This window comes from Nitrospira sp. NS4 (assembly GCF_049546785.1).
GTDB lineage: Bacteria > Nitrospirota > Nitrospiria > Nitrospirales > Nitrospiraceae > Nitrospira_D.
In genome coordinates this window covers 802,251-826,861 of sequence record NZ_JBMWAN010000002.1, presented here as the reverse complement: position 1 = coordinate 826,861, position 24,611 = coordinate 802,251, and the positions used below count along the sequence as shown (strand labels likewise).

General features: G+C 58.1%; 23 protein-coding genes and 1 tRNA gene. 10 read left to right on the top strand and 14 right to left on the bottom strand.

Annotation, left to right across the window (positions count from 1 at the left end):
* Positions 1–125 (bottom strand): twin-arginine translocation signal domain-containing protein (locus ACO9S2_RS08580; RefSeq protein WP_423721583.1); only part of this gene is annotated, 125 nt, incomplete at its 3' end.
* Between the two features lie 1,053 nt (positions 126–1,178).
* Between ACO9S2_RS08580 and ACO9S2_RS08575 the strand changes: the two genes are divergently transcribed.
* Positions 1,179–1,253 (top strand) — tRNA-Gly (locus tag ACO9S2_RS08575).
* 80 nt (positions 1,254–1,333) lie between these two features.
* On the top strand, positions 1,334–2,305 hold the full coding sequence (locus tag ACO9S2_RS08570) for a pyridoxal-phosphate dependent enzyme (protein ID WP_423721557.1): 972 nt from the start codon (positions 1,334–1,336) through the stop codon (positions 2,303–2,305).
* 13 nt (positions 2,306–2,318) lie between these two features.
* Here ACO9S2_RS08570 and ACO9S2_RS08565 read toward each other — a convergent pair whose 3' ends face one another.
* From ACO9S2_RS08565 to ACO9S2_RS08550, 4 genes are all read right to left on the bottom strand, one after another.
* Positions 2,319–4,511, bottom strand: a complete 2,193-nt coding sequence (locus ACO9S2_RS08565) for a transglutaminase TgpA family protein (RefSeq protein ID WP_423721556.1) — start codon at positions 4,509–4,511, stop codon at positions 2,319–2,321.
* Positions 4,501–5,622, bottom strand: a complete 1,122-nt coding sequence (locus ACO9S2_RS08560) for a DUF58 domain-containing protein (protein ID WP_423721555.1) — start codon at positions 5,620–5,622, stop codon at positions 4,501–4,503. Before ACO9S2_RS08560 ends, ACO9S2_RS08565 begins: the two co-directional genes overlap by 11 nt.
* Positions 5,623–5,664: 42 nt before the next feature.
* Entirely contained in the window at positions 5,665–6,606 is a 942-nt protein-coding gene (locus ACO9S2_RS08555; protein WP_423721554.1) for an AAA family ATPase, read from the bottom strand.
* A 142-nt stretch (positions 6,607–6,748) separates the two neighbouring features.
* Positions 6,749–8,062 carry a hypothetical protein gene (locus tag ACO9S2_RS08550; RefSeq protein ID WP_423721553.1) on the bottom strand — a complete coding sequence of 438 codons (1,314 nt, stop codon included), beginning with the start codon at positions 8,060–8,062 and terminating at the stop codon, positions 6,749–6,751.
* Positions 8,063–8,372: 310 nt separating this feature from the next.
* Here ACO9S2_RS08550 and ACO9S2_RS08545 point away from each other — a divergent pair, with 310 nt between their 5' ends.
* From ACO9S2_RS08545 to ACO9S2_RS08535, 3 genes are all read left to right on the top strand, one after another.
* The gene (locus tag ACO9S2_RS08545; RefSeq protein ID WP_423721552.1) at positions 8,373–9,203 is read left to right on the top strand and encodes a ChaN family lipoprotein; all 831 of its coding nucleotides are present in this window, start codon (positions 8,373–8,375) and stop codon (positions 9,201–9,203) included.
* Between the two features lie 106 nt (positions 9,204–9,309).
* Positions 9,310–10,221, top strand: a complete 912-nt coding sequence (locus ACO9S2_RS08540; protein WP_423721551.1) for an SWIM zinc finger family protein — start codon at positions 9,310–9,312, stop codon at positions 10,219–10,221.
* A 128-nt stretch (positions 10,222–10,349) separates the two neighbouring features.
* Positions 10,350–10,535, top strand: a complete 186-nt coding sequence (locus ACO9S2_RS08535) for a hypothetical protein (RefSeq protein WP_423721549.1) — start codon at positions 10,350–10,352, stop codon at positions 10,533–10,535.
* A 96-nt stretch (positions 10,536–10,631) separates the two neighbouring features.
* Here ACO9S2_RS08535 and ACO9S2_RS08530 read toward each other — a convergent pair whose 3' ends face one another.
* Positions 10,632–11,321, bottom strand: a complete 690-nt coding sequence (locus ACO9S2_RS08530; RefSeq protein WP_423721548.1) for an arylesterase — start codon at positions 11,319–11,321, stop codon at positions 10,632–10,634.
* Positions 11,322–11,374: 53 nt separating this feature from the next.
* Here ACO9S2_RS08530 and ACO9S2_RS08525 point away from each other — a divergent pair, with 53 nt between their 5' ends.
* Together ACO9S2_RS08525 and ACO9S2_RS08520 are read left to right on the top strand one after the other, a co-directional pair.
* On the top strand, positions 11,375–12,079 hold the full coding sequence (locus tag ACO9S2_RS08525; RefSeq protein WP_423721547.1) for an ABC transporter ATP-binding protein: 705 nt from the start codon (positions 11,375–11,377) through the stop codon (positions 12,077–12,079).
* Positions 12,076–14,748, top strand: coding sequence for an ABC transporter permease (locus ACO9S2_RS08520; protein ID WP_423721546.1), 2,673 nt, complete (start codon positions 12,076–12,078; stop codon positions 14,746–14,748). The genes ACO9S2_RS08525 and ACO9S2_RS08520 overlap by 4 nt, the downstream gene beginning before the upstream one ends.
* Before the next feature lie 20 nt (positions 14,749–14,768).
* Here the strand turns inward: ACO9S2_RS08520 and ACO9S2_RS08515 are convergent, their stop codons facing one another.
* The 8 genes from ACO9S2_RS08515 to ACO9S2_RS08480 all read right to left on the bottom strand — a co-directional run bounded on the left by ACO9S2_RS08515 (position 14,769) and on the right by ACO9S2_RS08480 (position 23,342).
* Complete coding sequence (locus tag ACO9S2_RS08515; protein WP_423721545.1) at positions 14,769–17,342, bottom strand: M1 family metallopeptidase; 2,574 nt, start codon at positions 17,340–17,342, stop codon at positions 14,769–14,771.
* 145 nt (positions 17,343–17,487) lie between these two features.
* Entirely contained in the window at positions 17,488–18,189 is a 702-nt protein-coding gene (gene rpiA / locus ACO9S2_RS08510) for a ribose-5-phosphate isomerase RpiA (protein ID WP_423721544.1), read from the bottom strand.
* Complete coding sequence (gene glk, locus ACO9S2_RS08505; protein ID WP_423721543.1) at positions 18,186–19,259, bottom strand: glucokinase; 1,074 nt, start codon at positions 19,257–19,259, stop codon at positions 18,186–18,188. Before glk ends, rpiA begins: the two co-directional genes overlap by 4 nt.
* Before the next feature lie 541 nt (positions 19,260–19,800).
* On the bottom strand, positions 19,801–20,445 hold the full coding sequence (locus ACO9S2_RS08500; RefSeq protein ID WP_423721542.1) for a hypothetical protein: 645 nt from the start codon (positions 20,443–20,445) through the stop codon (positions 19,801–19,803).
* A gap of 28 nt (positions 20,446–20,473) precedes the next feature.
* A complete protein-coding gene (locus tag ACO9S2_RS08495; protein WP_423721541.1) occupies positions 20,474–21,109 on the bottom strand; it encodes a L,D-transpeptidase in 636 nt (211 codons plus the stop codon).
* A gap of 9 nt (positions 21,110–21,118) precedes the next feature.
* Positions 21,119–22,273, bottom strand: a complete 1,155-nt coding sequence (locus ACO9S2_RS08490; protein ID WP_423721540.1) for a L,D-transpeptidase family protein — start codon at positions 22,271–22,273, stop codon at positions 21,119–21,121.
* A gap of 14 nt (positions 22,274–22,287) precedes the next feature.
* Positions 22,288–22,908, bottom strand: coding sequence for a hypothetical protein (locus ACO9S2_RS08485; RefSeq protein ID WP_423721539.1), 621 nt, complete (start codon positions 22,906–22,908; stop codon positions 22,288–22,290).
* Between the two features lie 146 nt (positions 22,909–23,054).
* Positions 23,055–23,342, bottom strand: coding sequence for a hypothetical protein (locus ACO9S2_RS08480; protein ID WP_423721538.1), 288 nt, complete (start codon positions 23,340–23,342; stop codon positions 23,055–23,057).
* Between the two features lie 368 nt (positions 23,343–23,710).
* Between ACO9S2_RS08480 and rpmH the strand changes: the two genes are divergently transcribed.
* The 3 genes from rpmH to yidD all read left to right on the top strand — a co-directional run bounded on the left by rpmH (position 23,711) and on the right by yidD (position 24,600).
* The gene (gene rpmH, locus ACO9S2_RS08475) at positions 23,711–23,848 is read left to right on the top strand and encodes a 50S ribosomal protein L34 (protein ID WP_423721537.1); all 138 of its coding nucleotides are present in this window, start codon (positions 23,711–23,713) and stop codon (positions 23,846–23,848) included.
* A gap of 163 nt (positions 23,849–24,011) precedes the next feature.
* Positions 24,012–24,386 carry a ribonuclease P protein component gene (gene rnpA / locus ACO9S2_RS08470; protein ID WP_423721536.1) on the top strand — a complete coding sequence of 125 codons (375 nt, stop codon included), beginning with the start codon at positions 24,012–24,014 and terminating at the stop codon, positions 24,384–24,386.
* A 1-nt stretch (position 24,387) separates the two neighbouring features.
* On the top strand, positions 24,388–24,600 hold the full coding sequence (yidD, locus tag ACO9S2_RS08465) for a membrane protein insertion efficiency factor YidD (protein ID WP_423721535.1): 213 nt from the start codon (positions 24,388–24,390) through the stop codon (positions 24,598–24,600).
* The last annotated feature ends 11 nt before the right edge of the window (positions 24,601–24,611 follow it).

Below are 24,611 nucleotides of genomic sequence, written 5' to 3'. Positions count from 1 at the left end.
CCCAACGGGTTCCCGACTTCAATGACCGGCTGCAGCGCGGTCAACGCCAGGACCTTATCCGCCACCGCCACTGCGGCCACGGTGCCCGCGGAGACTTTCAAAAATTGCCGACGTGACAAAAACATGAGTGACACCTCCTAAGTTGAGGGCTCAAAAAGCCCACGTACCCTTCTTACTACCTAACCGATTACCAACCACCCCCCTTCCTTTTGATTCTGCCTGAAAACCGAGAAACAGCAGCTTACAACGAAGGTCAGAATGACCATCCTTCCACGCCATTTTCTCAAGGCCTATCAGCATAACGAGCCATTCCTTATCGCAATATTCAAACCACTGCGCCACACAGCGCCCGTGAACGGAAAGGCCATATAAGATATTGATAAAACAAACAAAGACAAATTAAATGCGGATAGATCAGCAAGGACAAACTTCAGGCGAATGAGTAGTTATGGTGCCACTCAATGAAGCCAAACTAAGACAAAGATAAATAATGCACATAAAAACAATGTGTTGAGAACTATTCACGTTCCACACTCGATGGCACCTAAAGGTAACACTTTCTTTTTGAAGTCGGTTACTTCCCCATCTAAATCAACCTAATTAGGCTGGGGTAAAAATGACTGCTCCCATACATACTTGGAATTCGAACCGATGAAAAACTCAAGGCAGGTTTTTAGAAATGCAATCAACCCTTGCGACACCAACTCCGGATCGGACGAGATTTCTTATCTGATTCTCAGATCATCCTCCTATGAGTTAAGGCGCAATCTTCGCTTATAGCAGGGGCATAAAGTCATTCTTACATGATGAACAACCAATTCACCTCCTGGAAGACAATCCCCCCACTTACACGCTCGACTAATTGCCTCCTCTGGAGATTTCTTCCTTTTGGTAGGAAGAATACCGGGTATAGCGCCCTCATTCGGCGGAGGACCGAAGACGCATGCACCGTTTATGACCCATGCGCTCAAGACACCAGGCAATATTCGAATCCTTCTATTTGAGACTCATTTCTCGCTCAACTTCTGGGGCATCCGAATCATGGATGATTGAATGAATACCTTCCGATACATCAGGGCACGACCCAACCTAATAACATCACATCCCTGCTCACTGTGTTGCTTGACAGCCAACGTAGAGCCCAGTAGAATCGCATCTCTTCGTCAGGCCCCTAGCGAGCGGGAATAGCTCAGTGGTAGAGCATCGCCTTGCCAAGGCGAGGGTCGAGGGTTCAAATCCCTTTTCCCGCTCCATATTCTGTTCTTCTCTATTCTAATTTCCCACAGCCATTTCTCATACGAATGGATCTGTTCCCCAAACCCGTGGATTCCCCATGGCGAATGACGTGTCGTTTGAGGCCATAACCAGGGCGGCTGCCATCCTGAGGGGAGTAGCTCACATCACGCCTGTGATGAAGAGCCGCCAGCTTGATGAAAAGTCTGGGGCCTCGGTCTTCCTCAAGTGCGAACACCTTCAAAGGACCGGTTCCTTCAAATTTCGTGGAGCCTATCACGCGGCAAGCCTGGTGCTATCATCAGGGCGCTCCCGAACTGTCACGACCATCTCTTCTGGAAACCATGGCCAGGGGCTCGCCTTGGCGGCCAAACTGCTCGGGCTCTCCGCCCATGTGATCGTTCCAAAACCCGCTTCGGCTTTGAAACAAGCCGCAATCACATCATATGGAGCCCGGCTGCATCTGGAAGAAACTCGATCTCTGGCTGAAGCGACGATGCGTCAGATGATAGAGGACGGACAGGCTACCCCAATTCATGCCTTTAATGACCCTCACGTCATCGCCGGTCAAGGGACGATCATGCTGGAACTATTCAAGCAAGTTCCCGCACTGGATATCGTGCTTGCACCGATCGGGGGAGGGGGACTGCTGTCTGGACTCTGCCTGGCCGGCCACCATCTCAACCCTTCCCTCCAAATCTATGGCTGCGAACCTCGCGGAGCGGCTGATGCCATAGAGTCGCTCCGTCTCAATTACATCGTGCCGATGGCCGCTCCACAGACCATGGCCGATGGCCTCTGGACCAGTCTCGGCAATAGGACGCTTCCGATCCTGCGACAACATCTCACCGAAGTGTTTCTGGTGGACGAGGAAGAAATCGTGGCAGCCATGCGCTTTGTCTATGAACGAATGAAACTGGTGATCGAGCCTTCCAGCGCCGTCGCATTAGCCCCGGTGCTTCGAACAGAGCCCGCGTTGATAGGGAAAAGGGTAGGGGTTGTCATCACGGGAGGAAACGTAGACCTAGAGGCTCTCTGGAAATCTCTGAGTCCCGGAGCGGTCCCGCCGTAATTCGAGGGAGGAATCACGCCGCCGGCGGATCAAGGCGCGCCAGTTGCCGGAGGCTCTGCCGGGCACGGTCCAGCTCTTCTTTAGTCAACGCGACCTGCCCAAACCTTCCCCGACAATAGAGATCCGTGACGGTCGCCATCAACTCGCCGGCCTGCGCCCATTGCCTTTTGACGGACTGCAAGAACTCCAGGGGAGTGGCGGCAGGAGATTTGGCAATGCCGTAATGAGCGATCTGTTTGATCGCACCGTCGTAGATGTGTGCGATGAGCGCACGGTCCGGGGAGACATGCTCCGATACGCCTTTCCTACCCCACGGCCACACCCGGATCAGACCGATCACTGCGACAACCCCGACAACGACGAGGCCCAGAAATTCGAGAACGAGCTGAATATTCCCCTCACGTGCGGAGTGGACCATGCGGCCCAGCAGGTCGCCCACAGGAGCCAGTAGGGAAGAGAGGGAGCTCCATGCATGATAGCGGACAGCGGCGGTGCCCTCCTTCAGTCCTCTCACCACCGCCACTTGATCGGCCCCGCTGTATTGTACGAAGAAACGGTTCCAGCGCAGTCGGACGGAATCCATCACCCGACTGAAGGCCTGCCATCCTGGATCGGTTCCGGATTCGATGACCGCAGGGGTGGGATCCATGGTCACCCAGCCTGACCGGGGCAAATACACTTCCACCCAGGCGTGGGCGTCACGTTGACGCACCAGATAATAGTTGCCGTATTGATTCCATTCTGTCGCAAGGAATCCTGTCACCAATCGCGCTGGCACGCCCACGCTCCGCAGCATCACGACCATGGCTGTCGCATAGTGCTCGCAGTAGCCGGTTTTCCGGGAAAACAGAAACTCTTCGAGAGGACGCTCCTGGCTGCTTGCAGGAATATCGAGACTGTATCGGAAGTGTCCCGACAAGTGGTCCTGAATGGCGAGAGCCTTCTCATACGCGCTCGCCTTGGCCTGCGTGACCTCTTGGGCCAGAGCAGCCACACGATCAGAGGAACCCGGGACCTGCAAGTAATGTCTTGCAAAGGATGCCGAATACACTACGGGTTGCGGCTGCAGATCCGCGGGAAGAACCGCATGCTGGCGCGACAGTACCGTGTATTCGGTCCTTGAGGACGGGGGGACGGGCACATACAGCGCCGCGGTGGGATCGGACTGGACCGAAAAGAATTCCCCGCTGACAGACTCAGGGAACGGAGCCGCAAAGAGCACAGCCGTATCCAACACCTCCAAAAGAATGGTCTGGCGAATTACATCACCACTCTGAGTCGCGGAACGCGGCAGGCTCGATGGAACGACGAAGATCCCGGGTGATGCCTCTGCCAATGCCCGGCGTTGTGTCAGCTGTGTCGCCCACGATCGCCCGTCATAGTGATCGTAGGCCATCCCCCGCAGATACAAATGATCGGTCGAATTCCGCGGGCGATCGGCCAACTCCACCCGCATGACGATCCCCGGATCGCGCTTGATGGGGCCGATCACCCCCAAATTCACTGTTTCGGAAAACCCCGAAGTACGAAGGCTTTCGCCCGAACTCATATGACCGAATCCTGCGCTCACGCGCGGAATGGTGAAGAATATCACCACAGTGAAAAACAACGTGCCGAGCGCCAGCCCGTTGGCAAGCCAGAATAATTGCGGCGTAATGCGGGTGGCTTTTGCCGACGGTGAATCAACTGTACTCGTAGACCGGGCCGCCAGCATCGTGTCCTCGGACTCTCTCGTGAGCTGATACAGGACGAGCGTCCAGACCCCCGTCAAGAGATAGGCCAGGAACACGGGGAGATACCACAAATCCGTCGTTGACGCCGCCGAAGCCAAAATCGCCATCAAGCTGATCGCATAGAGATGGAGATAGTCCCGCCGGCTCTCCAAATTGAAGAGCTTGATGACCATGAGCAGCAACAGAAAATGGACGCCCGATGGTAGCAGCTCGCCCGATATCCAAAGCAAGTCGATCCAGAATCCTGCGAAGGCAACGATGATGAGGGCATTCCACGCTGTCGTCGAGAGCGTGATCTGATTCACGAATTGACCGACAGGGTGTAGCCCAAGTGTTCGCAGCAGGGTCAGGATCAACGTCAAGCCGGTGAGAAGTAGAAGGCCTTCCGGCAGACTCGCACCAAGGCTGAGTCCGATAAAGGCCGCGGACGCGAGCAGGATAGACGTAAGGCGCAAGGCCTTATCAAACGACATGGGCCCTCTTGCGGAGCGCCGGTTCATCAATCACCACGTCCGGACGGATCCTCCAAGAGGAGAGCCCCCGGCTACCCCAGGGCAGAATAGCAATGGTGACGCCGGCTTCGCCGATCAATGAATCGGCAGCCTCGGGAGACAAGCCCGGCCCCTCCGATTCAGGAAGAACGCTGTCACAGAGGGCCAATGTTTCCAGCACACAGGCCAGATGGGCCTCCCCCTGGCCGAACGCAGACACCGTCATCCCTACAACCGTCCGGATTTGATAGCCGCGGGCCGTCAGCTCCCAGACAAGAGAGGCCGCCATCGACACCGCAACTTCAAACACAGCGTCATGACTCCGAGGCGCGATCATCGACAGCATGACCGTCACTCGCCGCTGGTCTTCCGCCTCCGTCTCGCGCACCATCAGTTTTGACGTGCGCGCCGTCGACAGCCAATGGATGTTTCGGGAATCATCTCCCGTATGGTACTGACGCAGGTTATAGAGGTCGCTTCCATGCCCTCTTCGCTGCAGCGATCGTTCCTGCCCCAGAGCAATCACGTCGGCAAGCAGACCGTCTTCAACCGGCACGATCGCGGGAGACACCACAACCGATCCTTCAAGAGGATAGTAGGCTTTTTTGAGAAACAGGCCGAAGGGAAACGAGGTTCCCACGCGAACACCACCCAAGGGCAAGCGCCCTCGTTTTGTGGCCACAAGGGGATAGGGCAACATCCGGCTCGCCCCGGGCATCAACTGCCGAACCGTCAGTCCTCGATTGATTTCCTGTTCTCCAACCACATCCCACAGGCGAAGGGAGAAGCTCGGCATTCGATCTTTACGATTCGTCACCACCAGGGTTGCCGTGGTCGGCTCATTGAGGTAGATGAGGTCCGGAAGATGCCGGTGGAATTCCAGCCGGCGCAGACAAAACTCGGCTGCGACCCCGGACATCATGACGATGCTCAACATCATGGCGAGGAGCAGATAAAAGAGATTATTCCCGGTATTGATCGCGGCCACACTGACGGCCAGCGTAAAGAACAGAAACCGGGTTCCCTCTGACGTGACCCTCGTCGAGCGGCGCTGGGTCGCGCGTCGAAACCACCGTCTCACACCGTTCAGCATAGCGGTTGTCTTCCGGGACAGAGATACAGACCGGTGCAGAATCTAGACAGGAACCGGAACGGACTCGACCAAGTCATGAACAACCTGCTCGGTCTGTTCACATGTGCGCTGGCGCAATCCCTGGGACCGGCTCAGCATGATGCGATGAGAGAGCACCACAGGGGCCAGCTCTTTAATATCATCCGGCAGGCAATAGGCCCGTCCACGCACAAACGCCAAGGCTTTGGCCGCACGACTCAGGGCGAGCGCGCCCCGCGTGCTCACCCCGAGTGACAAGAGCTCGGATTGCCGAGTGGCCTGGACAATGGCCAACAGATACTCCGTTAAACTTTCCTCCATCAACACCTGATCGACTTGGTTCTGTAAGTTGAGGACGTCGTGCCCGGTCAGCACCGGCTGCAGATCCTCGGCCGGATGAAGAGACTGCGGGCGATCCAGCACCTTCTTTTCCTCTTCCGGTGAGGGATAGCCGATCTGGAGGCGCATGAGGAACCGGTCGAGCTGCGACTCCGGCAAGGGGAACGTGCCGTGATACTCGGCCGGATTCTGGGTCGCAATCACCATAAAGGGCTGGTGCAGCGGATGGGTCTGATTGTCGACGGAAATCTGGGCTTCGCTCATGGCTTCCAGGAGGCTGCTCTGCGTCTTGGGCGTCGTACGATTAATCTCGTCGGCCAAGACAATGTTGGCAAAAATAGGGCCCGGCATAAATTCAAACGCCTGCTTCTGGCGGTTGAACAGCGAGACGCCGACAATATCGGATGGCAGTAAATCGCTGGTGAACTGAATGCGCTTAAAGGAGCAATCCAACGACCGCGCCAGACTGTGTGCCAGCGTTGTCTTCCCCACGCCCGGTACATCTTCGAGCAGCAGATGCCCGCGCGCCAAGAGCGTCACCGCCGTGAGCTCAATGACTCGCGGTTTGCCCTTGATCACACGGCCGATATTTTCTTGGATGGCCTGCACGATGGGGGTTGATTTCATAGTGAGCGTAGCCGCTGTTCCGGTTGTGAGGCAGATGCCGACCAGACCCGAGGGAAGTCTAGCAAAGGGTCCCGGGGTGGTCAATTTTTGGTGAATATCCGGCTGACGGCGCCCGCAAGCCCCCGACATCCACAAGAGACGGCTAGGAACGGTTCGGAACGAGGGTCAGAAACCAGGGTGGAGGCTCCTCGATCATGTCGGCAAATCGGCGGGCGGTGCTGCTCGCCGGAAGGCCCGTAAATACCGCACCGCGTCTGATCAGGACCTGCCGGAACGCAAACGGCTTGGACTCGGCCCGGGCTGTCTTCCATCCGGGAATGGCAGCGCGGAGAGACGCGATGTCAGCGAGCGACACAGACTCTCCGATCTGCAAATCGTTCAAGCGTTGATAAACCTCGCCGAAGACCTCGGACAGGGAGGATGACGTGAAGGGCAGGTCGGAAGGACGATAGCGCTGATCCTCCAGTAGCTGCGCAAGCAGCTCCCAGAAGACCTGCGAGTCGACCGCACCGAGGATACCGACGACCCCGCGGCTCGCCAGAAGACTCAAGAGCGCCAGCGGACCCAGGATCTCGAATTTCCAGGACGGGAAGATGAGGGCTCGTTGTCCGTGCCGGACCTCCAGAGCCGATTCTCCCTCAAAGCGAACATGACGGAACTCTCCCTTCGTCCGGCGAAGATCGCCGACAATCACGGCCTCCGACAGTCTTGTGGGCTCATAAGCAAACGTTGGGGTGGCCGGAGCCCAGCAGGTCACAATGGTATACCGGGGGGCCAGCTTGCCGGCATCATCGAGATCATGAAGATCGCACATGTCCTGGTTGCCGTAAAAACGAAAGGTCAGCCCGGGCCGTTGTTGGAGCTGTGCGAGCCGCTCTCGTCCGGGATGGAGCGGCCCGCCGAGTTTCGAGCCGGGATCAAGCCGGTCCACTGCATGGAGGATCAGGTCTCGCTCTTCGCCCCGGAGAATCGGCAGATACTGATCCGCGAGTTCGCCGGCAAAGGAGAGATCCCCGGCCCCCACATCAAGGACCGACGCGACCGTTGATTGACGGAGAAGATCGAACGGGTTCGAAGCCTGCTTGATAAAACGATCGACCTCTTCGCCACGCACATCCGGTACAGGCCATCGGGATGCTCGCCCCTGAATGAGTCCGAAATAAATACAGAGGGCCCGGAAGGCTTTAGACGGAGGGAACCCCGTGAGGGTCTTCAACCCTGGGGCATCCAACTCGTGAATCCCTCTTGCCTGACCCTGCTTCAACACCTGGTGCAGTACTACCTTGACGGGGGCAGGAAGAGTAGCCTCCTGTGAGGCGCGGACGAGTTGTTCAAGTATCAAGGGAAAGACCGAGGATTCGTGGACGCGCTTGGATTCATCCCACCGGCTTCCCGACTCTTGCGCGAGGCGGTTCACGGTCCGTCGGAATTCTGAAATGGCGTCGCGTTCAGACATGATGAGCGAGGACAGTTCCCCGGATAGACTCACGGCACAGGACTGCGTCAGGAGAATAATGGCCCCCTCATCGAACCGTCAAGGCGGACCGCTTGTCGCAACTCCGTAGGTATGTTAGGAATCGGTTATGCCGTCCCCATTACTCGAGGGTCCTTCGACCACACATTCGCGGAGGGCATTGTTCTGCGTACTACTGGCCCTCTTTTCCTTTCTTACAGCCTGTGCCCAAATTAGCGCATCCTCCCGGGAGAAGAGCCAACCATCTCCCTGGCAGTCGGGTCAGATCATTGATGTGAAGACCGGTCAGGCTGTGAACGTATCAGATTGGCTCAAGAGCCTTTCCCGATACGACATCGTGTATGTGGGCGAGGAGCACTACAACCGTCACCACATCGACGCCGCGCTCACCATCATGAGCACCGTGATGGCGGAGGGAATTCGTCCGGTTCTCACGATGGAAATGTTCGGATGGGATGGCCAGGAAGCATTGAACGACTATCTATCAACATCGGATCGCCGGGACAACGCATGGCTGGATCGCGCGCGGTGGCATCAGAATTGGGGAGGCTCATTTGACAATTACGCCCCCCTCGTGGCCTTCGCCCAAGATCAGCATCTATCCCTCTATGCCATGAATCCACCCAAATCCTTGATCCGTCGTGTCGTCAAACTGGGCCTGAATCAGGCCCGGGAGGAAGCAGAATGGACTCAATGGGGAATGGATCGGGAAGAAATCGTCGACGATCCGGCCTATCGATCCAGAATTCTCGACCAACTCCGACGCTGCCACGGGGGCGGTTCGGAAGAAGACTACCTCCCCATGTACGAGGCCTCAATGGTGCGGGACGAAGGCATGGCCAAAACCGTTGCCCAGGCCCTTCGCACCGCACGACTCATAGAAGGTGCTCCTCGGACGCTCATTCTGAGCTATACCGGAGGCGGACATATTCAATACAACCTTCCAGTCCCCAAACGAGTAGCGCGTCGATTCCTCGACAGGGTCAGCCAGGCGACGGTCTACCTGACATCGTACGATCCGAGCAGGGAAGATGACATCCGGACCTTGCTGCAGGAGGGGATCGCCGATTACCTCTGGCTCACGCCGGTGAGTCAGCAAGGGCTCCCCCGGCGATGCCGATAGAAGGCAGCTCGCCCATCGGGGCGTTTCCCCGAACGCGAGAATCCCCGAATTCTTGACAGATTGGGAGAAGAGAGTCAGACTGACCCGACATGTAGGGTTGTGTCTCATGGCTTTCACGCGAAACAAAATCCCTTGCAGCGCAGATCGCCTCGGCCTGCTCGATCCGCAAATGATTCAGGCCGTGGTCGAAGCCTCGGCCTTTCAGATCGGCAAACAATACCTGTCAGAAAACCGCGTTCGTATTGTCGAAGCCGATGGGGCACAAATCACTGCTGCGGTGATCGGCAATTCCGGCCTCTACGAGCAGACCATCCGCTTAAAAGACGGGCACTTGATCTCAAAGTGTTCCTGCACCATTCCCGAAGAACCGATTTGCCGGCATTGTGTTGCCGTCTTATTGGAATATCACCGCTGGTCACAGCCCCGTCAGCCGCGGAAATCACCTGCCGCATCGGACACAAAACCCCCTTCGCCACCCCAGCCAACGGGCAACGGACAGGGGAAAACCGTCCCTGCCTCACCGTCCTCAGTCGATGTAAAGCTCAGCGAGGTCATGCTGTTCATCGAGTGGCTGCAGCCGGCGATGGCCGCTATCGAAAAAGGGCAGGCACTCCCGTCATCTCCGGAAATCACCGCCGGCGAAGTCGCCACTTGGATTCACACGATTCGGAATCTCGAAGAGCGCCGACTGGACAGCGAAGCCTTGCAAATTAATCTTGAAGCGGACCTGCGCGACCGGGAAGCCTATGTCGGTCGGCTCACCCAGCAATTGCAGACCTCGCTGGCAGAGGCCAGGACAGCCCAGACCACCGCGCAAGACCTCCAGCGAGAAGTCGCCACGCACAAAGAACTCATTGCGAAGGTGGGTGAACTGGCAGACGAAGTCAGCCGCTATGACGGCCAATTGAAATCCATGGCCCAAGAATTCCTGAGCAAGGGCAGCCAGCTCGACAAATTGGCAGGATCTTATAGATCGCTCACTGAAGCCCTCAAGTCCATAGCCAAGCCTATTTCCTAACGTCTTCGGCCCCGGCTCTTCATGGTCTGCCGGCCATCCCCCATCCAGAAAGATCTCTTGCGCTCATCCTTGATCATTTTGTAGAATGCGGCCCTCGATTTGGATTTGGCCCTCAAAGAGGAGTGATCATGATGAAGAAAATGTTGGCAGGGGTAAGCATGGCGAGCGCCATGATCCTGACGATGGCGCCGCAGGTACTGGCAAATGTGGGCGAAGGTCCTCCGGACTATAGCGGCATCACGGGTTTGTATTATGTCCTGATTGCGGCCATCCTGGGCTACGGCGTCTGGGACACATTCATCAAGAAATCGTAAGGGCTCCAGCGTTGTACTGCGGTTGAGAGGCTCCTGCCTGGCTGAGTTGCTCAGCGAGGCGGGAGTCCATGGTTTTTCTTGCCACGCGGTTCATCGCTATCCTTTTTTCAGAAGCGGCCTGAGCTTCTGAAGCACGCCTTCAACCACCCTCTCGTACCCCTCTGCCGTGGGATGAATGCCATCGGCTTGATTCAACGTCCCCGACCCCGCAACCCCCTCGAGAAAGAAGGGGATAAACGAAAGATGGTACCGCTCCGCCAACTCGGGATAGATCCGCTCAAAGCCGGCGATATAGTCCCTCCCATAATTAGGAGGCAGCTTCATGCCGGCGAGGACGATGCTCGCACCTGACCGCGTAACCTGCTGGATGATTTGCTCCAGGTTCGCCTTCGTTTCCTCCAAGCGCAGACCTCGAAGCCCGTCGTTGGCGCCCAGCTCGAGAATCACGATCTCCGGCTTATCCTTCAACACCCATGGCACACGGCGTAACCCGCCCGCCGTCGTCTCTCCGCTAACCCCGGCATTGATGACCCGATACCGAAAACCGAGAGCGTCGAGGCGCCGTTGCAATTGAGCAGGATAGGCTTCGCCTGCAGCCACTCCGAGGCCCGCCGTGAGACTATCTCCAAACGCCACAATACGGGGCAATGCCGCTGGCAACGACGAAGCGGGTTCCGCGCGAGCCGCCCGCGGATACCCATCGAGACCTATGACCGGGAGGAACAGGCTGAGAGTGACGCAGAAGACAACCGCCAGTCTGATCAATTTCGCCCTGCGGTCAAACATCGTACAGTATAATAGCATCTCACCCGTTTGCCGGCACAGGAGCGGACTCCTCTATGATTTCCATTGCACACCTCTCGATGAATCTTCCAGCAGGGGGGCGACCGGTGCCCATCCTCCAGAATCTGACCCTGGACATTCCAGACAAACAGATGGTCGCCGTTGTCGGCCCGTCGGGAAGCGGGAAATCGACGTTGCTGGGGCTGATGGCGGGCCTTGACCGACCCACGACAGGATCGATCCTCTTAGACGGAGTTGAAATCACGACCATGTCCGAAAGCGCACTGGCCCGTTTCCGTCGAGCGAAAATCGGATATATTTTCCAGTCGTTCCATCTGATTCCAACGCTCACCGCACGGGAGAACGTGGCAGTGCCATTGGAACTCAGCGGCGAGCGAAGGGCCGATGCACGGGCGGCGGACCTTCTTGCCGCAGTGGGACTGGCCGGACGCCTCGACCATTATCCCGTCCAACTCTCCGGCGGCGAGCAGCAGCGGGTCGCCGTCGCACGGGCCTTTGCCTGCCGCCCGCCGTTCCTGTTTGCGGACGAGCCAACCGGAAATCTCGACAGCGCCACGGGCACACAGGTCATCGATCTGCTGCTGTCGATGCATCGAGACTATGGAACAACGCTGGTCCTCGTCACCCATGACCGGACTCTCGCCGGCCAAATGCAACGCATCGTCTCCCTGCGAGACGGCCGCATCGAATCTGATCAGCTCCTTCCCGATCCCAACCGCACCACAGGCTTTCTCCGGTGAATGTGTTCCTCTTGAAGATGGCCTGGCGGGAAACCCGCGCCTCCTGGCGGCACTTTCTCTATTTTCTCATCTGCATTGCGGTCGGCGTCGGCGCTCTTGTCGGGGTATCCCTCTTCGCGACGAACGTCGAACGAGCCGTGACCCGAGAGGCCCGTAGTCTGCTCGGCGGGGATCTCGAAATTCGCCTCGCGCGCCCGATGAGCCCCACAGGGTTGGATCACCTCGCTTCCCTGGTAACCCGCGGCATCGCGACGACGCATGTCAGCGAGTTGGTCGCCATGGCGGCGCAGGCTGAGAATGTAAAGAAGGGCGGACAGCCCACCCAGATCGTCGAACTCAAGGCCGTCGAGCCACTTTATCCATTTTACGGGGCCGTCCGCGTCGAACCCGCTCTCCCGTTGTCAGTGCTTCTGCATCCTCCGGCGGTTCACTGCACGGCTGAGACATGCCGGGGAGCCGTCGTGCAGGAGGCGTTACTGATCAGGATGGGACTGTCCGTGGGCGATCGACTCAAGATCGGCCAGGCAAGCTTTCTGATCACCGGCGTCATTCGGGCCGAGCCGGACAGGATGGCCAATGCCTTCAGCTTAGGTCCGCGCGTCCTGATCTCCCAGGAAGGGCTCAAAGCGACGGATCTGATCAAAGTCGGCAGCCGCATCCGTGAACGGTACCTGCTGAAAGTTCCGCCTTCCGCGGTTGTGGAGCCGCTGGTCTATGAATTACGCAGCCGCCTCGAAACCGAGTCTCCCCGAATCTCGGCTTATCGCGATGCGCAGCCGCAGCTGAAACAATTTCTCGATCAACTCACGCGCTATCTGGGGCTCATCGGCCTGACCGCGCTCTTCATCGGCGGCCTGGGCGTGGCGACGTCCGTCCAAGCGTTTCTCCGCGAAAAGCTGGCGACGATCGCGATTCTCAAAACCATCGGGGCTGATTCTCGCACCATCATCACCACCTATACCCTGCAGGCGCTGTTACTAGGACTCGCAGGCAGCACGGCGGGACTGGCGATCGGGATTGGACTCGACCGCGGAGTCCCCTGGGTTATTTCCACCTGGTTCGATTCCGACCTGATCGATCAATTGGGATTTGTCCCGGGCTTGACGCTGCATTCCCTCATCCCGTTGGGGAAAGGCCTGGCGCTGGGCCTGCTGACGACGCTGCTGTTTGCCCTGTGGCCCCTGCTCACCATTCGTGAGATCAAACCCGTCGCCATCTTCCGGCGGGACGTGATGCCCGATGTGCGTCCCGCCACGGCGTCGGGCCCCGCCGGACGCATCAGACTGTCGCGCGTTGATTACAGCTCCATCCTGGCCAGTGCCGTGATTGGAGTAGGCTTGGCGGGACTGTCGATCTGGCAGGCGGGATCCTGGACCGTAGGGCTCTTGTTCCTTGCCGCGTTTTCCCTCGCGGTGCTATTGCTCGGCGGCGCGTCATGGCTGGTGATCCGGGCTCTTTCGTGGATGCCGCACGTCCATCGTTTGGCCTTCCGTCATGCGGTCGGCAATATCATCCGGCCGGGAAGCCAGGCCACGAGCGTGACCATTGCCATCGGAATCGGCGTGATGGTGATCGTCACGGTGGCCCTGGTCGAACGCGCGCTGCTTCGACAAGTCGGCGAGAGCCGCCCGGGCGATTCCCCGACCTTTTTCTTCATCGATATCCAGCCGGACCAAGTCGAGGGCATGACGTCGTTGCTCCGTGATCGCGGAGACGCCACACCTCCGACACTGACGCCGCTGGTCCGCTCGCGCCTCGCGGCCCTCAACGGTCAGCCGGTCAAGACGGAAGCCTTGTCCGAAGAGGAGGAACGGAATGCACGCTCAGGCGACAAAGAAGAACGACGGAAGGGCTGGTACCTGACGCGCGAGTATGTCCTGACTTTTCTGAAAGAGCTGCCCAAAGACAACGAGATCGTCAGGGGCACCTGGTGGTCTCCCGGCCAGGTATTCGAGACCCCTCTGGTATCCCTCGAAGAAGAGGCCGCCAACACACTCGGCCTCGACATCGGACAGACGGTCTCGCTCGATATTCAGGGCACGACCCTGGTCGCGACGGTGAGCAGTATTCGCAAAGTGGAGTGGGGAAACTTCTCCACCAACTTCTACATGATCCTGTCACCCGGCTCACTCGATGGGGCGCCACTCACCTATGTCGCCACCGTGCGGGTGGGACCGCAAGACGAAGTGCCGCTGCAACAGGCCGTCGTCTCCGCCTTTCCGAATGTCACGGCCATCAATATCGGCGATGTGCTGGAGAGTTTCGCGCGCATGCTGGACCGGTTATCACTGGCAATCCGATCCGTCGCCCTGTTCTGCGTCGTGACCGGCGGGCTGGTCATGGGAGCCGCCCTCGCTGCGACCCGGTACCGCCGGCTCTACGAGTCTGTGATCCTCAAAGCGCTCGGAGCGACACGCGGCCTGATCATCCTCTCGTTCGCAATAGAATATGCCCTGCTCGGCATGGTCGGGGGCTGCATCGGGATCGGGTTGGCCAGCGCGTTGTCGTGGGGGATCCTCAAATTTCTCTTCGAACTCTCTTGGGGACTGCACCCTCGCGTCCTGCTGCTCGGGATGAGCCTGACGATCCTGCTCACGCTCATTGTCGGGTTTCTCAGCACGTTTCGCCTGCTCGGCCAGCGGCCCCTGGCCGTGCTACGTCACGAGTAGCGGTCAGGGCCTGTTAGGCCTCATTGAGAACGGAACAGCTTCTTCAGGCTCGCTCCCTCGCGGTCGCGGAACGCGACCGCGATACGCAGCTGTTCGAAATACTGCGCCAACGTCTTCCCGCCAAGATCGATCTTGCGCGTGCCGAAAAACTCCCGCACATCCTGTTCGAGTTCCGGCGTCGCAAGGCAGACGATGCCGCCGCACATGCGACGTAGTCCCTGTTTCGGGAACAGCCGGTCCATCTGATCCCAGTTCGCCTTCAGAAAGGACCATGCCTGCTCCCGGCCATACACGTTTCCGAGCACGGCGCTGACGACAAAGGGGGCATCCTGTGTCCGCATCCCTCCGCTGATCGTCCCGGCCAGCGTCCGCTGCAATAAGGCCGGGGATTGAAACGCGGCCAGCGAGAAGAGGTAACGCCGTTCTTCCTGCGGGGTCGCGGCCGTCCGATAGCGCTCAGAAAACGCCTCGTACCGCGCCTCGTCCCCGGTATGGGCGAGAATGGAGACGATGGCAGGAATGATATTCGGATCGACCGAACCGGGATCTTGTCTGTATCGCTCATACCGTTCGGCTGCCTGCTGCTGGGTTGCGGAATCGTTGCCCAGCTTCCCCAACGCGCCGATGAGCTCGCCGCGCAATTGCCGGACGAGATCGTTTTCTCCAGCCTCGGGAGTCCAGCCGAGCCTGTGCACAGCAGGAGCCACCAGTGATCTGACACAGGCTTCCAGCGCGGGCCGTTCATTGGGGCTGACGAGGCGATTCATGAAGGAGAAGGAGTCGAGCAGCACGGCCCACACATTCTTGTCCCGTTCCTCCCTGAAGGCTCCGGTCAGGTGAAGATACTCCGGGAGCGGCATGAGACCGGACAAGGTGGTCGCCCAGGCATCGCTGACGAGATTGAACCGTTCAATGGGAGCCAGCCTGTCCAGGCCGGTGTCTAGAAGTTGCCGAAGCAACGCCGGACTATAACGGACCCGGTAGAACCCATGCCCCCCCTCGTTGATGAGAAGATGGGTGACCCCCTCAGGGAGCGGCACCCGCATCTGGCGATCCTTGAGCAGCACGTGACGATGCTCCCTCTTCTCACCGATGCCGAGACTGATCCGCACGGGCACCTGCCAAGACTGCTCCGTAGCCTGCTTGTTCTGCAAATACGTGAATCGTTGCTGCGAAAGCACGACGGCCGACTCTCCGTCCATGTCTGCTGTGACGAGCGGAAAGCCCGGTTGAAAAATCCACCCGTCCATCAACTCGGGCACCGGTTGCCTGGCAGCTGTGCCGAGCGACACCCACAAATCGTTGGTATCCGCATTCCCGTAGGCATGGGTGCGAAGATACTCCCGCACGCCGTCGCGAAAGACCGTCGGACCGATGTGCTGCTCCAGCATCCGGAGCACGGAGGCACCTTTTTCATAGGTGAGCACATCGAACATGGCGTCGGCATCCTTGGGAGCGCGCACCGGGAATTCAATGGGCCTGGTGCTCTGGAGTCCATCGACGGAGAAGGCCGCCGCTCGTGAGACGCTGAAGGAATCCCATCGTTTCCATTCCGGCTTCCAATCGTCGACGGCCAGCATCTCCATAAAGGTCGCAAAAGCTTCGTTCAGCCACAAGCCGTTCCACCAGGACATGGTGACCAAATCGCCGAACCACATGTGGGCATTCTCATGCGCCACCACATCGGCGACTCGCTCGAGTTCGCCGTGGGTGCCGCTGGCCGGATCGACCAGAAGGGCGGTTTCACGAAACGTGATGGCCCCAAGATTTTCCATGGCGCCCGAGGCAAAGTCTGGAATGGCCAGGAGATCCAGCTTGTCCCCTGGGTAAGGAATGCCGTAGTAGCCTTCAAAAAACTTCAAGGACGCGACAGCGATCTCATGGCCGAACGGGGTGAGCGGTTGTTTGCCCGGCACCGTCCAGAGCCGCACAGCCGTCTTGCCGACGGGTATCGGCTTCGTGGCTTCCATCCGTCCCACGATGAAGGCGACGAGATACGTCGACATCTTGATGCTGTCCGCGAAGCGCATGACTTTCTTGCCGGCGTCGATCGACTCCGCTGCCACCTGCGTGTTTGACACCGCGGTCAGGGCTGGATCGATGACCAGCGTCGTCGCGAACACTGCCTTGAAATCCGGCTCGTCCCAGCAGGGGAAGGCGCGGCGCGCATCGGTCGCTTCAAACTGGGTGGCTGCCAGGGTGTGCGTGGTTCCGGACTGGTCTTTATAGGTACTGCGGTAAAAACCGCGAAGCTGGTCATTCAGTTTCCCCTGAAACACCAGATGGAGCCGCCATTCGCCAGGCCGGACGGATTCCGGGAACCGCAGTTGGCAGCGTTGCAGGGACTCGTCCAACTCAATCGCCGCGCTCAACCGCCGACCGGTCTGGTCGTCGAGTTCAGCGGAGGCGATGGTCAAATCGACCGCATTCATGGTGATGGCGCTCGTGACCTGCTCAACCCTCAGAGTGATGGTCTCCCGGCCGGAAAACGTGGCGGCGGTCAGATCCGGTTCGAGACGCAAATCGTATCGAGTCGGAATCACGTGACGGGGCAGTCGATAGGGATCAACGGTCGCGGTCGTATCTGGGGTCATATCCTCACCTTTCGGTCGAGCCGTGGCTGCTGTGGTTCTTGCCGGGGTGGAAGCAGCGAGAAGCGCCTGAGCGATCGGCAACGTCAGAAGGACGCGGACCTGCTTGAGAAGAATCAGGCACGTCTCACGTCGACTAACTGAATCCTCATCCCTTTGACGCATGCAGCGTTTCGACGCCCTGAGGCCTGCCGACGATCAAGATATCGGTCCGGCCGACGAAGAGGCCGGTCTCCACAATCCCAGGAATTTGGTTCAACGCAATTTCGAGGTCCCGCGGCCGGTCGATGCGTGCGAGGTGCACGTCTACGATCAGGTTGCCTGCCTCGGTCTTGAAGGGCGCGCCGTTGCGTTGCCTCAGCACGACCCGGCTCTTGGTCAGGGCTTCAATCTCCCGCGCCGTGCTGCCCCAGCCAAAGGGGATGACTTCGATGGGCAGGGGGAATGAGCCGCCCAGCACAGGCACTTGCTTCGTCTGATCAACCAGGACGATGAATAGTTTAGCGGACCCCGCCACGATCTTTTCCTTGAGCAGTGCCCCACCGCCGCCCTTGACCAGATTGAAACCAGGATCGACCTGATCGGCCCCGTCGATGGCCACATCGATCTCCCACCGGTTGTCCGTGTCGATGAGCGTGATGCCCGACTGCCTGGCGAGCACGGCCGTTTCTTGCGATGTCGGCACGCCGCGCAGCTGCATCCCAGCCCGCACCTTTTCGCCAAGGGCGATCACCATGTGTTTGGCAGTGGATCCCGTTCCCAGTCCGACCACCATGCCGTCCCGGACGTATTCCACGGCTTGCAATGCCGCCGCTTTCTTCTGGCTGTCGAGGTCTTGATGGCTGGTCATGATGTGGGTGCGTGCGAGAGGGCGCCGGCCACGGAGGCGGCGCCGAGGAGGGCCGCCTGCTGGTTCATCACCACCTTGACCGGGATGCTGCTCAGCAGCCGCTTATAGCGCCCCTTGTTCGTAAATGATTTCATGAAGGCTCCGTCTTGAAGTTTCTTGATCAGTTTCGGCGCCATCCCCCCGGCAAGGTAGACCCCGTCGAGCGAGAGGGCCTTCAAGGCGAGATTGCCTGCTTCGGCGCCGTAGATGGAGGCAAACAGGTCCAGGGCCTGCTTGGCGATCTCTGCCTGCCCGTTGAGCCCGGCTTCTGCGATCTCAGCGGCGGGGTCTCCGGCTTTGATCTTTTCCGCAAGCCAGGTCGGTTCGTTCTTTTTCGTATCGCGAATGTATTCATAGATTGCGTGCAGACCAGGCCCCGACAGCAGCCGCTCGTAACTCACATGGAGATATTGACTGCGCAAATACCGGAGCAGCTCGATTTCGTAGTCGTTGTTCGGAGCAAAGTCTGTATGCCCCCCTTCGGACGGTATCGGACGATAGGATTTCCCGTCCCAGAAGAGAATCGCTTCGCCGAGCCCGGTGCCGGCGGCAATGAGAGCCAACGCCTGTCGCTTTTTTTGATGAGTGCCGGGATTGAGTACTTCCACTTCATCGGGGCGAAGCATCAGGACGCCATAGGCGGTCGCCTCAAGGTCGTTGAGCAATTGAAGGCGAGGGATCCCGAATCGCGTCGCGATCGTCGGTCCATCGACAACCCAGGGAAGATTGGTCGTCTTAGAATGGTTATCGATGACCGGCCCAGGAATGCCAAAGCAGGCCGCAGCCAACGTGATAGGCTCTGGCGGTAACACCGCCTCCTTGTCTTCAGACTCAGCCGCTGTGTCTGCGTCAAGTTCATCGAGAGGCGTCGGGGGTTGAGGGGGCGTGAGAAATTCTTCCAGAATCTCTTCGAGCGATTTGTAGTCGGCGCTATGAAAGGTTTCAAGCCGAACAGGCTCGACCCGCTCGTTGACCCATTCATAGAGGGCCAGATTGGTCTTCGTTCCGCCGATGTCGCCTGCGAGAATCATGATACTCCCCTCTGCCGGCCTGAAAGGGCAGCCCCGGCCGATCAATCCAGCAGCCGGATCATCCTTTCGCGCTCCGGATTTTTATGTGCGTCCGTCAGAACCGGCTCGGTCTGGTTCGTGACTCACGAGTCGCACTTACTGTCTGCGCTTACCCGGCGCCATGGATGAGGAACAGTACCACAGTCGCCCGGTTCAGCACACCTAGGAGAGAGTGGGTCGTCACGCAATCCCCTCTCAGGCATGGCTCCCAATGTCCCCAGCTGAGGCCCTTCTGGAAGCCCCTCGGTCACGCGGGACCAAGAGCCGGCACCCCATATTCCTTCGCCGAAGCTGCGACGCCTGGACTCGCATGTGCGGCAGGGTGCTCCCAACCAGATCAGCATCTCGAGGCTCCATCTGGCAGGTTCGCAGTCGCGTCCGGCTCCAAAGGCGGACAAGACCCAACCAGGCCATTCATGGCCGGCCTGGTTGCGGAAGATCCGGGCGAATCCGCAGTCAGCTGCCATGGAATTACCAGCAATGCTCTTCACATTTCAATGGGTTACTGTTCGGGCAGCCGACGGATGATAAGGCCCATCCCGTCCACCGTAGACCATGCGAGCGACTGAGCCTGTTCGACCGACAATGTGAGAGTGACACGCAGCTCTGCCGGGGAAGGCTGATCGGGTTGGGAAGTGAGGGAGGCGCCCCACTCCTTGAGTCGCTGCCATACCTGTACAGCAGAGGATAGTGTCCGTTGAACCAGCCCCTCTTCACGGACCGATCGAATGTTCACTTCCAGCCCCGGAACAAATGAGAGCGGATAGTCCGTCGGCATATCCGCGAGAGAAATCGGTTCCTGCTCTGTAGTAGAGGATGGGTCTATTTTGCGACGGACCACCGGCGGCCTTGAAATCAGACGAAACGTGCCCCTCAACTGAACAGGCGAGGAGGCCTCCCATCTTACAATGGCAATTCGGTGGAGGTCGACGCCGCGCCCCTTGATCCGGACCACTCCCGCGGGAAGGTCCAGCAGGAGATACGCTTGAGGCCTGGCCGCAAGCTTCAGTTCTTCTTCAAGAACCCGCGTGGCCTCGCGGAGAGAGGCGGGATCATCGCGATTGAGATCGGGGAATGCGTCATATTCGGCGCCCCAAGAGGAGGTTACCAGAAAGAGCGAAAGAACAATCGCTGCTCGGAGTGACATGAGAAGTGTCTGCGCGGGCCTTGAGCAGCTAGAAAATCATGATGGGTGTCCCGACTCGCGCGAGTTGGTAGACACTTTTTAGATCGTTGTCGTTCAACCGGATGCACCCGTGCGTCACATTCTTGCCCAACAACCTGGTGTAAAGGGTGCCGTGAATAAAATACCCTTTGCCGAATCCGAGCGCGTATTCCCCGAGGACACCCTGCTCCACACGCTCGGCTGGATTTTTCGGCACCATGAGGCCTTCTTCGATAAAGGCCCAATCTGGCTTGACCCATACCGGATTGGTCAGTTTGGACTGTACGGAGAACTCTCCGCGGGGCGTATCGAAGACCCACTGATTGTTCCCTTCGCCTGGCTTGTCGAGCACAATGCCGCTTCCGGTCGAAGCCAGGGCATCCAAGAGCACTTCTTGGCTGCGTTTCACATACAGGTGGTTTCTTGCCGTATCGACGAGTATATACGGCTGACGGGGCATCAATTGTGTAAGTTGCTTGCTCACATTCTTATACCGGGCGTGGAGATCGTCCAAGAGAGCCTGGTCACGCACCATCGGGGGCGTGACGGAGGCGCTTGAGGTGTGAAACTGGCTGCTGTTGGAGGAAAACAGGATCGCGACCAGCCCGAGAGTGACGGTAGACAGCATGATGAGAATCCGGGTCATCACTCAGCCTCAGGTTTCTTCATTCTGAGCCGCTAAATGGGATAAGGCGAGCGCCACGGCGTTTGCCTCGGTCAGAGCCCCGACGATGGTGACCGGCGTCCCGGCTTCCACACGCTCATATACCGCCATCATGTGCGCATTGTCGAGCATGACACACCCGAGCGTTTGGGCCATGAGTTCATTTTCAACGCCGTGGATCTCGATCTGTCCACCGATCTGCTTCGCGGATGGGATACGGCCGGCCTTTTTCCCCTGGACAAATCGACTTCGGTCGTCGTGATTAGGATAATCCAAGACCAGCGCGCGATAAAACTGGGTTTGACCCTTCCCGCGTTTTTCCGTGATGCGATAACGACCTTCTGGCGTAGCGCCATCTCCCTGAAACTGCTTTTCGCGGATACCGTTAAATCCCAGCCGCACCGGATAGGAAAGGACCTGTCGCCCATTTTTGTAGAGCGTCAGGCTCCGATCAGCCTTATTCACCACAATAGCGGTTGACTGATGGGTACGGGACCAATCCACGGTTTGCCGGGCCAACGTTTGCCATCTGACGATGCGTGTTTCATCGGTATAACGCCCGAGCTCCTTGCTCAGAACAGACGCCTCAGCGTAGAGAGCCCGTCCGGCCTGATCGGCGGCCTGAATAGCCCGCTGGTAATCCTGGCGATCGTAGAACGACCGGGCTTGCTTGACAAGGAGATCCGCCTGAACGGACTTTCCCCCGAGGACGATCCGCCCGTCAATGGCCTCGACCTGCGAGGCAATGAGCTGAAACCGCTTCTCAATGTGAGCGATTTTGTCCTGCGCCAGCCGCCGCTTGACCTCTCGCTCTTTATGAAGCCGCGCGACAGTCCCCCCGCCCTCATCCAGCAATCGTCGGAGTTCGGCCTCCAAATCGCTGGCTTCCCATGGCCAGCGAACCAGATCATCCTCGGATTGAACCCGGGTTCTGAGAGGGACCCACTGCCGGACGAAGTGCGCGTAGTCGTCAGGAGCAATCTCCGCCGCTTTCAGGGCCACCAGATCGTGATCAATGGATTCAATGGCCTTGACGAGATCCGGGGGAACGGCTTCGAGACAGCCCGACAACATGCCGGCCAGCAGCAAACCCTGGCAGAATGCAATGCCCTTCCCCCTGATCGTATAAGCAAGAGATGCCTTCATAACCCAATGATACCCTACTTCTTCTTCGCTGCCGAGGGCTTCCCTTTTCCCACCTTGGCAAGGGCGCTGTGAATCTCGGCAGAAACCGCCTGGCTCTTGTCGTTAATAGCCTTCGCCTGAGCTTGTGCCGCGGGATAATCTTCCTTATCGATCGCCATTTGAACCTGGTTCAAGGAGGCTTTCAACGCCTCCACGTCGTTCCTGATCGCCTCGAGTGCCGCTCGATCTTTCCCCACGGGCGCACCGGCGACAAGATTTTCAGCAGCCTTGACTGCTTCCTGCGCCACTTGCCGCGCCTGAAGGGCCCCGGCCTTGGCTTCTTCTTTCCTTTTCTCCGCATCGACTTTGACCCGTTCGCCCTCGGCTTTGGCAGAGGCCGCAAGCTGCTCAACTTTTCCATAGTCACGCAACAGAGCGAATTTGGAATCCTGCTCTCCGGCCTCTTTCTTCATCGCCGCAATCGACGCCTCAAGCTTTGCAAAATCCTGGGCGCTGTAGGTCGCAGCGCCACTTTGCTGGGCGTCTCGCAGGGCTTTTTCGGCCGCTTCGATCTGTTCAGCAGGCGGCTTCGCACAGCCGGCTAACAAGAGGGCTCCAAGAGCCAGGGGGGCGATCACATTGGTCATCTTCATCATTTCGGTCTCCTTCTTTCTTTTCACCATTATTTCAATCCTCCAGCGCTTACAGCCGCCACCAGGCGGAGGCCTCCTCAGAGGCAGGGCCGGCGAGCTCGCTACTCCTCATTTTCGTTTCCGCGCTCCGACTCAGGGAGAAAATTCGACTAACCGTTTTGTTTCTTCTGACCCTTTTTCTTTCCCTTGCTCTCCTTTTTCCCTTTCTTCTCCTTCTTCTCTTTCTCACCATCGACTTGCTTTTCTGGTTCAGCGGGCGCTGTGACGGCAGGGGCAGGAGTGCCGGGCGCCACAGGGGCAGCCGGCGCGGCGTCTTGGGCCCGAGCAGAAGTTCCCATGGAGAACGTGAGGGCAATGGTGATTGCAGCTAAAGTGGCGAGCACCCTCTTTATAATCATTTCCCTCCCCGACGGCCTCATTGTGTAGAGGCAGTCCATTCTCCTCATTAACAAGGTCCTAGAAGAAGACAAACGAGTGGCCTGAGCATCTGGTATTCTCATGGCAATCTCGATGCCACTGTTTTTTGAGAGGTTATTCTTGAGAAATGCTAAAAAAACAATGTGTTATGGATACGCAACCAATCATGGCAAAGTTTTCCCCTGTGGCACTCTGGCAATGACCGGGCAAAATCGCCTCAAAAATTAATCACTTGCTTCTGTTTGCTTCGACCCAGGACGAGGAATGGATAGTCGATAATAGCGGAACCTCCCGCCAGGTGGGGAATGAAATTGACACCGGCAGTTCTGCTCAATATAATGCCCCCTTCGTTCAAGCAGTCGGTGTCTCAATTACGAAGGAGAGTGCGATGTCTTTCACGTTCCAACAGCCCTCTAAGTTGAAGCGAAAGCGGGAACATGGTTTCCGCAAGCGGATGAGCACGAAAAACGGCCGGAAAGTATTGGCTCGTCGTCGGGCGAAGGGCCGCGCTCGTCTCGCTGTCTAAGACTTCTCGACAAATACAGGGGCGGGTCGAAATAAATTCACGGGGCGATGTGTTCTGTTTCTGTGCCTTTCTCGGGAAGAATGCTTCTTCTTCCGGCCTCTCATCTTGAAAGACATTGACAGATTCCCTCCTGGGCATCCTACGGAGGTCTCTCCACAGTCCGATGACGATAAGGCAGGGACCACGACGCAGGCATCAGTCCATGTTCTTACGGGTTAGTCGTGAGATTGAGAAGGTCAAACGTCACGGTCACCGCGTCTCGACTCACTTCTTCAATCTGCTGTTCTTTCGGAAATCCGATTCCATCAGCCAAGTCGGGATTGTCGTCGGTAGGCGATTCGGGATTGCCGTACGCCGGAATCGTGCCAAAAGAATTTTTCGCGAACTGGTAAGGGAGACTCACAAGGATCTCGCACCGGGCTATGCTCTCCTGGTATTTCCCAAAAGAGATGCGATAATGGAACCGTTTGACGACCTCAAGACCGCGTGGCTGGGCTCCCTTCGGAAACAACGATTGCTGGAATCCAAACCGCTATAATATGCGCCGGCTTTTGATTCAGGTCATTCGAGGCTATCAATACTTTGTGTCTCCATTGCTGGGACCAGCCTGCCGGTTTGAACCGACCTGCTCTCACTATGCCGTGGAAGCCATTCATCGTCACGGCGCTCTGTATGGATCGGGACTGACCCTCGCCCGCCTGCTGAAATGTCATCCATTCCATCCGGGTGGAGTAGATCCTGTAAAAGATTAATTTCCTTCATC

Excerpts from the sequence above, each read along its gene's own strand:
- ACO9S2_RS08570 (WP_423721557.1), top strand. The coding sequence starts at position 1,334 with ATGGCGAATGACGTGTCGTTTGAGGCCATAACCAGGGCGGCTGCCATC.
- ACO9S2_RS08565 (WP_423721556.1), bottom strand. The coding sequence starts at position 4,511 with ATGTCGTTTGATAAGGCCTTGCGCCTTACGTCTATCCTGCTCGCGTCC.
- ACO9S2_RS08560 (WP_423721555.1), bottom strand. The coding sequence starts at position 5,622 with ATGCTGAACGGTGTGAGACGGTGGTTTCGACGCGCGACCCAGCGCCGC.
- ACO9S2_RS08555 (WP_423721554.1), bottom strand. The coding sequence starts at position 6,606 with ATGAAATCAACCCCCATCGTGCAGGCCATCCAAGAAAATATCGGCCGT.
- ACO9S2_RS08550 (WP_423721553.1), bottom strand. The coding sequence starts at position 8,062 with ATGTCTGAACGCGACGCCATTTCAGAATTCCGACGGACCGTGAACCGC.
- ACO9S2_RS08540 (WP_423721551.1), top strand. The coding sequence starts at position 9,310 with ATGGCTTTCACGCGAAACAAAATCCCTTGCAGCGCAGATCGCCTCGGC.
- ACO9S2_RS08535 (WP_423721549.1), top strand. The coding sequence starts at position 10,350 with ATGATGAAGAAAATGTTGGCAGGGGTAAGCATGGCGAGCGCCATGATC.
- ACO9S2_RS08530 (WP_423721548.1), bottom strand. The coding sequence starts at position 11,321 with ATGTTTGACCGCAGGGCGAAATTGATCAGACTGGCGGTTGTCTTCTGC.
- ACO9S2_RS08525 (WP_423721547.1), top strand. The coding sequence starts at position 11,375 with ATGATTTCCATTGCACACCTCTCGATGAATCTTCCAGCAGGGGGGCGA.
- ACO9S2_RS08515 (WP_423721545.1), bottom strand. The coding sequence starts at position 17,342 with ATGACCCCAGATACGACCGCGACCGTTGATCCCTATCGACTGCCCCGT.
- rpiA (WP_423721544.1), bottom strand. The coding sequence starts at position 18,189 with ATGACCAGCCATCAAGACCTCGACAGCCAGAAGAAAGCGGCGGCATTG.
- glk (WP_423721543.1), bottom strand. The coding sequence starts at position 19,259 with ATGATTCTCGCAGGCGACATCGGCGGAACGAAGACCAATCTGGCCCTC.
- ACO9S2_RS08500 (WP_423721542.1), bottom strand. The coding sequence starts at position 20,445 with ATGTCACTCCGAGCAGCGATTGTTCTTTCGCTCTTTCTGGTAACCTCC.
- ACO9S2_RS08495 (WP_423721541.1), bottom strand. The coding sequence starts at position 21,109 with ATGACCCGGATTCTCATCATGCTGTCTACCGTCACTCTCGGGCTGGTC.
- ACO9S2_RS08490 (WP_423721540.1), bottom strand. The coding sequence starts at position 22,273 with ATGAAGGCATCTCTTGCTTATACGATCAGGGGGAAGGGCATTGCATTC.
- ACO9S2_RS08485 (WP_423721539.1), bottom strand. The coding sequence starts at position 22,908 with ATGATGAAGATGACCAATGTGATCGCCCCCCTGGCTCTTGGAGCCCTC.
- ACO9S2_RS08480 (WP_423721538.1), bottom strand. The coding sequence starts at position 23,342 with ATGGACTGCCTCTACACAATGAGGCCGTCGGGGAGGGAAATGATTATA.
- rpmH (WP_423721537.1), top strand. The coding sequence starts at position 23,711 with ATGTCTTTCACGTTCCAACAGCCCTCTAAGTTGAAGCGAAAGCGGGAA.
- rnpA (WP_423721536.1), top strand. The coding sequence starts at position 24,012 with ATGACGATAAGGCAGGGACCACGACGCAGGCATCAGTCCATGTTCTTA.
- yidD (WP_423721535.1), top strand. The coding sequence starts at position 24,388 with ATGCGCCGGCTTTTGATTCAGGTCATTCGAGGCTATCAATACTTTGTG.